This window comes from Acinetobacter geminorum (genome assembly GCF_013009345.1).
GTDB classification, from domain to species: Bacteria; Pseudomonadota; Gammaproteobacteria; order Pseudomonadales; family Moraxellaceae; genus Acinetobacter; species Acinetobacter geminorum.
In genome coordinates this window covers 1-7333 of sequence record NZ_JABELE010000036.1, presented here as the reverse complement: position 1 = coordinate 7333, position 7333 = coordinate 1, and the positions used below count along the sequence as shown (strand labels likewise).

Annotated in this window: 4 protein-coding genes; 1 reads left to right on the top strand and 3 read right to left on the bottom strand. The window is 34.8% G+C overall.

The window, feature by feature from the left end; all coding sequences use genetic code 11:
* Positions 1-428: 428 nt before the first annotated feature.
* The gene (locus tag HJG58_RS18460; protein ID WP_004794079.1) at positions 429-713 is read left to right on the top strand and encodes a hypothetical protein; all 285 of its coding nucleotides are present in this window, start codon (positions 429-431) and stop codon (positions 711-713) included.
* A 101-nt stretch (positions 714-814) separates the two neighbouring features.
* Here HJG58_RS18460 and HJG58_RS18455 read toward each other — a convergent pair whose 3' ends face one another.
* The 3 genes from HJG58_RS18455 to hsdR are packed head-to-tail and all read right to left on the bottom strand — an operon-like array spanning position 815 to position 7138.
* Complete coding sequence (locus HJG58_RS18455) at positions 815-3211, bottom strand: restriction endonuclease subunit S (protein ID WP_170249792.1); 2397 nt, start codon at positions 3209-3211, stop codon at positions 815-817.
* 15 nt (positions 3212-3226) lie between these two features.
* Positions 3227-4702 carry a type I restriction-modification system subunit M gene (locus tag HJG58_RS18450; protein WP_170249791.1) on the bottom strand — a complete coding sequence of 492 codons (1476 nt, stop codon included), beginning with the start codon at positions 4700-4702 and terminating at the stop codon, positions 3227-3229.
* Positions 4703-4756: 54 nt separating this feature from the next.
* On the bottom strand, positions 4757-7138 hold the full coding sequence (gene hsdR / locus HJG58_RS18445) for an EcoAI/FtnUII family type I restriction enzme subunit R (RefSeq protein ID WP_170249790.1): 2382 nt from the start codon (positions 7136-7138) through the stop codon (positions 4757-4759).
* Positions 7139-7333: the final 195 nt, after the last annotated feature.

Below are 7333 nucleotides of genomic sequence, written 5' to 3'. Positions count from 1 at the left end.
AACTGGCATAGGGCACACCTCATAAGTTTAAAAAGTCTAACTTATGGGGTGCAGTTCAGGACGGGAGAGGGACACCTACGGGTGTGCTGGTTCTGTATGTCCGGTCTGTCAACCCCCTTTCGTTCTACCACCATAATCAATTGACGGTGATCTTTGGTGGTAGAGCTCCATAAATTCTAGGAGTTGACCATGACCTTTTTTATATTAATCCCCTATCCTCTCTCGTAATTTTATTTATTTAAAATTTAGGCTTTCTCTCACCTAAAATATTTTAAATTTATAAATACTTTTATTTTAAAATTTTAATCATTTTATTTTCCTGTATTTCAGGCGGGTTAACTATTACCTTTAAAAATGATTTTAATACTTTAAATATAAGCGGCTTATTTTTTTATTAATAACTTAGTGAAAATTATCACGAGAATAATATGAAACTTTATAAACCTATTTTGGCTTTAAGCCTTTTAATAGGCGATTACGGTGTTTCTGGTTGCGACATTCACACTCAGCAGGATTTTGAAGAAATTTGCCTGTCTGGTGGACACACCCAAGCCAGTTGCGACTGTATTTACCAACGGCTTGAACAAGTGTATTCGCATAAGCTCATGCAACGTCTAGAACATGTCAGTTTGCAAAGTCCTGCTCTCCCACAGGACTTTGCCCCTACTTTTTTTAGTGTGATGCGACGGTGCGATAAAGAAGACATGGGCTAAGCGTTTGGCTTAGCTCCCTTATCTCTGTGTCGCAATAGTAAATTACTTTAAATCAGCGCAAAAAATTAAAGTTCTGTTGTGGCACGGGGGCCTTGGGGGAATTAAACCTGAGGTATAATTGAATATTGATGCATCCACTTATAACCAGTTAATACTTCAGCTTTACTAAATCGTTTCTTCTCTTCAGACCAAGCGTAAAAGTCTCTTAAAAGCTGCTCTTCACTAACAGATTGCTTTTGCTCAAGCAAACGTAACCAACAAGCAAAGAGCGTTGCAACAATTTCTATATGATCAGATTTGCTCGTTCTAAAAAGTCCTAATAATACATTGAGTTCGGATGCTTCTTTTGCAAAGAATCTTTCGAAATCTGTCTTATGTTCCCCACATTTTCGAAGTTGTTTGTACTTTGGCGTTTCATCTTTATGGTAGCTAAACCACTGACGCTTTTTAAATTCAGTATCAATATATATTGCTATATTACGGTCATAGGGGCCAGCAGCATGTTGCTTAAAATCAGCAGCTAAATCCATGTGTTTTAACTGTTGGCACAGATAAATCAACTTTTGTAGTTTTAAATGACCAAAAGTAGGTTCTGTATGTAGTTGAAATGTGATTTCAGCAGCTAAAGACAAAAGCTTTATATCATCTTCAACAATATCATCTGTAAACAGATCAATCTGTTCAACACTTTTTTGTTTCGACTGTTTAACAATCTCAATCGGCTTTTCAAACTGGACAATGTTATCTGCAACTTCAAACTTACTTTTATCGTTTGAATCACTCAACGCATTTGTAACCAATGTATCTGCTAAATGGAGCTTGGTTTTTTGTAATTTACCTTGAAGTATTTGCAGCTTATCAATAATGGAAAAAAGTTCATTTACTTTTTCAACGATTCTATTCTGTTCAGTTAATGGAGGTAGAGGCAACCAAATTTCACGAATTGTTGTCATTGAAATACTAGGTTGAGCTGTAGCTTTAAGCGATTTAAAAATTTCATCTTTTCCCCAAATACCATTTAAAAAGATTAAAAGATAATTAATATTTGTGTCAGCAAATGGCTCAATTTTAGCTACATTTGGTGCTAGATGATATCTTTGTTCTTTATTGAATACACATACATCTCCAATTCCAGCTCCAATAAATGTCATCAATAAAGCTTTTCTATCTAGTGCACATCTTTGCAATAGTTGAGAAGTTTCCAAGTCAATATACTTTAGACTATTTTCGTTTAGCTCAAAAGGTTTTACATTCTGTGCTCTAATAACTGGAACCTCACCTGAATCTGCTAACTTCATATATTTGGTATATTCAAACCCAGCTAACTTAGTTACAAATGCAATATCATTTAGAAGTACTTTTTTCCAATTTTGGGGGATATCAAACTTTAATGATTGCTCGACACTAATTACTTTGGGCTTTTGTATTTCTTTACTCTTAACTCTTTCATTTTTATTTATTTCTATTCTTTTAAGTAAAAAATTAACATCTTCATCATTTGGGTCTTGTTTTACTAACTTGCCCATTACAGCTAACTGCAAAATTGTTTGTTTTAACTTTTCAATACTGTATTCAGTGGTAAATAGCAAACCAAAGTTTTCTGAAATACGTTGCCAGTTCTGTTGGAACTCATCAACATCGGAGGAATTAATTAAAACATTTAAGAATGTATCAACTAATTGATCATGTGCTTCAGAGCTTAAATTTTGCTGCTGTTCGAGTTGATCGCATAATTGCATAAGCTCATCGACTTTAGCAACAATGCGTTTTTGTTCTTCAAGTGGAGGTAAGTTGATTGGAATTTGAGCCAATCTTTTGCCAGATAGACTTTTTATACCCACACCTTGTCGATAATTTTCTATCTCACCGCTTAGATAAAATTGCTCAAAACATCTATATAAATATTCACTTATGATACCTGAAAAGGGTCTTACTCGATGAATATGATTCTGAAAGCATATAGGTTCATCATCCCACCAAATAGCCGATCGACCAGCATCTCCTCCCTCAATAACAAGTAAATCACCTTTTCTAGCTTGACAGCGCTCTAATTCAGAATCTTCAATTAAAAATTCTTTAAGATCATCAAGTTCAAATCTTCCCCAATATAAATTAGATGTTGTGATATATGAGCGTGAACTGCCTGTATTACGATTTTTATCTAATGTTTTACCAGTATTATGGTCCGCAATCGTAGCTAAATGTACCCGTACCCAATGTAGAGGCAAATTAGTTTTATCTATAATAAAAGGTTTTTTAATATTAAGTTTTTGATCTTGAATATGAGTCTCAACTAGTTTTCTTACATCTAATTTAGACTCAACCTGTGAAATTAATTTGCCATGGACTGCCAAATCTAGAATCAATTCACGCAGCTTTTTCACTCCATAAATTGAATCATTAGAACCTGAACTCCGTCCACGTCCCGACTTTTTCTCAGTTTCTGCGGTTAACCAAATATCTAGATTCTCAGTAATGAGTTTTTTAACATCTGTCATCTTACTCATCCTGACTTATTGCCCCAAAGCTTCATCTAAAATAGTTTTTAATTGCTGACGAATTTTAGCAACCTCAGCCTCAAGACTTTCATATTTAATTAAAAGCTCTTTAGGGTCTTTTACATCCTCTTCAACCTGATGAGGATTTTTTATATCAAGGTTATAGTTACGATCAATAATATCTTGAAGAGATACTTTCCATGCTTGTTCATTTGCTACACGACTAGCAAACCCATCACGCTCGACGCCCCACCATGCTTTTAAAGCATCGAACTCTTTAAGTTGTAGTGGCTTAGTTTTGTTATAGGCTTTTACACCCTGTGGTAATTGATGCTCATAGAACCATACATGTTCTGTTCTCTTACCCTTGGTAAAGAATAAAATATTAGTACTAATGGGTGTGTAAGGCGCGAATACAGACTTAGGTAAACGAACAATCGTGTGTAGATTACAATCTTCCATTAATTTTTCTTTAATGGCTGTTTTGATGCCCTCACCAAACATAAAGCCATCTGGCAATACTACTGCTGCACGACCATGCGCTTTTAAAAGCTGAATGATCAACACCATAAATAAATCAGCTGTTTCGCGAGTCTGGAATTTTGAAGGGAAATTCTTCTCAATCCCTTGTTCTTCTGTGCCACCAAATGGAGGATTAGTCAGAACTACATCTACACGTTTATCAGTTCCCCATGAGATTAATGGATAAGATAAAGTATTGTCTCTACGGATTTGTACAGGTACATCAATACCATGCAAAATCATATTGGTTGTACATAGCAAATGCGGTAAAGGTTTCTTTTCAATTCCGTAAATACTACTTTGTAAAACTTTTTCGTCTTCAGCAGTTTGAACATACTTTTCACGTTTGTGCTCAATTGCAGAAGTAAGGAATCCACCTGTACCACATGCAGGGTCAAGTACAGACTCACCTAATTGGGGGTCAACAACCTGTGCCATAAAAGTGGTGACTGCACGCGGAGTATAAAACTCCCCTGAATTCTTGGCTGCTTGCAAATCACGTAATAACTGTTCGTAAATATCACCAAAGGCATGACGCTCTTTAGATTTATTAAAATCGAACCCTTTCTGAATTTGGTTAATGATTTTACGAATTAAACCACCAGATTTCATGTAGTTATATGCATCAGAAAATACATTTTGTACTACACGGGCACGTGGATCATCATTTTCAACAGCTAAATTTTGTAAAGCTGGAAACAATTCATTATCGATAAAATTTTTAAGCTCATCCCCTGTCATCCCCTCATCATTAGCAGCCCAATTACGCCAACGAAATTTTTCAGGAATCGGAGATTTAAAAGTTTGCCCTTCCAATAAAGCCAAAGTTGCCAGTTCATTTTCTCGGTCATCAACAACTTTAAGGAACAACATCCACACCAACTGTCCAAGACGTTGTACATCACCATCAACGCCTACGTCTTCACGCATGGTATCTTGAATGGATTTAATTGTTCCTGAAATGCTCATATTACAACTGCATTAGATTTTAAAAATTTGGCGGCAATTGTACCAATCAGATCATTAAGATGCATCATCATATAAATGATCTCCTAATTCTTTTAAAGCATTTGTATACGCTTCAACCGATCCAAATGACTGAATAATTTCAATGATTGATCCCATTTGATTAAACGGAGGAATTTGTAAAATCTTTACATCTTCAATTGGCTCAATCCCCTGATCTGCATATTTATCTAATAATGCATCTAATACTTGACGAGCTTGCTCATTATATTTCGTGAAGTAATTACGTTTACGCACATTATTAGCACGTTCTTTTTTAGTTAGAGCAGGTTGGTCAAAAGCAATATGACAAATCATATCGAAAGGATCAAAGTCTCTGCCGACTTCATCCTCTAAGGCTTCAAAAATTACACCTTGTTTTTTAAACTCATCAATAATTAGAGACTTTTTATCAGCACCTTTCCATTTTCTTAAAAATGCATCTAGTGATTGATAATCCTTTAAAATATGTTGTCGTGTATAATCTTTCAAAGACTCAGTAACTAATTTCCCATCATTATCATAGAACTGAACTCGTTCTCCAATCACGTTAACAGAGACATCATTTACATAAAATTTTCTTGGTAATTCTCCACCGCCCCCGCCGGTATCATCACCAGAAGTACCGCCTATTGTTGAATCATCATCAGGATCATCTTCTTTATCTGTATCATCTTCCTCACCTATATCTGTCTCATCAGGCGGTACGATAGGATCATCAGGTTTTGGCTCATAAATAACAACCGGTTCCCCATCAAAAGCTGGATCACTAAAAAGTTCTGTCGCTTTTTTAAAATCCATAATCGTGAACCAAGTTTTTCCAAACTCTTCATTAATACGTGTACCACGACCAATCATCTGTTTAAACTCAGTCATAGACTTAATATGCTGATCAAGTACGATCAATTTACAAGTTTCAGAATCTACACCTGTGGTCATCAGTTTAGATGTTGTTGCTATGACAGGGTATCGTTCTTCAGGATTAATAAAGTTATCTAGTTCAGCTTTGCCTTCTTTATCATCGCCTGTAATTTTCATGACAAATTTATAATTTTCTTTGATTCGTTCAGGATTCAAATTAACTAGGGCTTCTCGCATACGTTCTGCATGGTCAATATCGTCACAAAATACAATTGTCTTTGCATAGGGATCAGTATTAACTAAAAACTCTGTAATTTTTTTAGCAACAAGTTCTGTTCGCTTTTTTAAAATAAGTCCCTTGTCCATATCTTTTAGATTATAAATACGATCTGTAATTTCATATCCATGCAGATCTTTCTTGCCTTTTTCTGGACGCCATCCTTGTAAATCTTTATCTATATCGATACGGATAACTTTATAAGGTGCAAGAAAACCATCTTGAATCCCCTGTTTTAATGTATAGGTATAAACAGGATCACCAAAATATGTAATATTTGAAGTGTCTTTCGTCTCTTTTGGAGTAGCCGTTAAACCAACATGAGTGGCTGAACTAAAATATTCTAAAATTTCACGCCAAGCCGAATCCTCATTAGCACTACCACGATGACATTCATCAATAATAATTAAGTCAAAGAATTCAGGTGTAAACTGTTTATAGATATTTTTTTCTTCTTCTGAACCAGTCACTGCTTGATAAAGTGAAAGATAGATTTCATAACTCTTATCAATCATTCTCTTTGATATTTTTGTCATTTTCTGACCGAAAGGTTTGAAATCTTTATTCTTAGTTTGGTCTACTAAAATATTTCGATCTGCTAAAAATAAAATCCTTTTTTTAGCGCCAGCCTTCCATAGCCTCCATATAATTTGAAAAGCTGTATAGGTTTTACCTGTACCTGTCGCCATCACAAGTAAAATACGATTTTGACCACGTGCAATTGCCTCAATAGTTTTATTAATCGCATTTACTTGGTAATAACGTGGTATACGTCCTGAACCATCATCATAATATGGGTATTCAACAATTTGCTTTGACTCTGGTGTTGTTAATCCTTTATGTTGCTCATAAAGTTTCCATAGTCGTTCTGGTGAAGGAAACTCATCTAATCCTAATTCTTGTTCAACTTTTCCAAATAATCCTGTTTGATCATGGAATAAGAACCCATCTCCATTACTCGAAAAAATAAAAGGCACTTGTAAGCAATCTGCATAGGCTAAAGCCTGTTGCATACCTGCTCCAACACTATGATTATTATCTTTAGCTTCAATAACTGCTAAAGGAATATTTTTTTTATAATAAAGGACATAGTCAGCACGTTTACGCTCACCACGAGTATGCAATTTTCCCCTCACCATAATTTGGCCATTGGTAAAAGTAACTTCTTCACGAATTTGATGCGCTGTCCAACCTGCTTGTTCTAAAGCTGGATTAATAAATTTACTGCATATATCTCGCTCAGATAATTTCTTTTTATCCATGCCAATGAACCATTTTATTTAATAATTAAAATAAGAATAATAAAATTTAAAGATTTTTCATACTAAAAAGTTTTTATATATCAATAGTTATTATTTTTGGATTTTAAGAAATATTAAATTAACCCGAATCGCGGATAAGAAATTGACTTGAAAAACATAAGGACTAGAGCCATCAGTTGAGTTACCACACCAAAC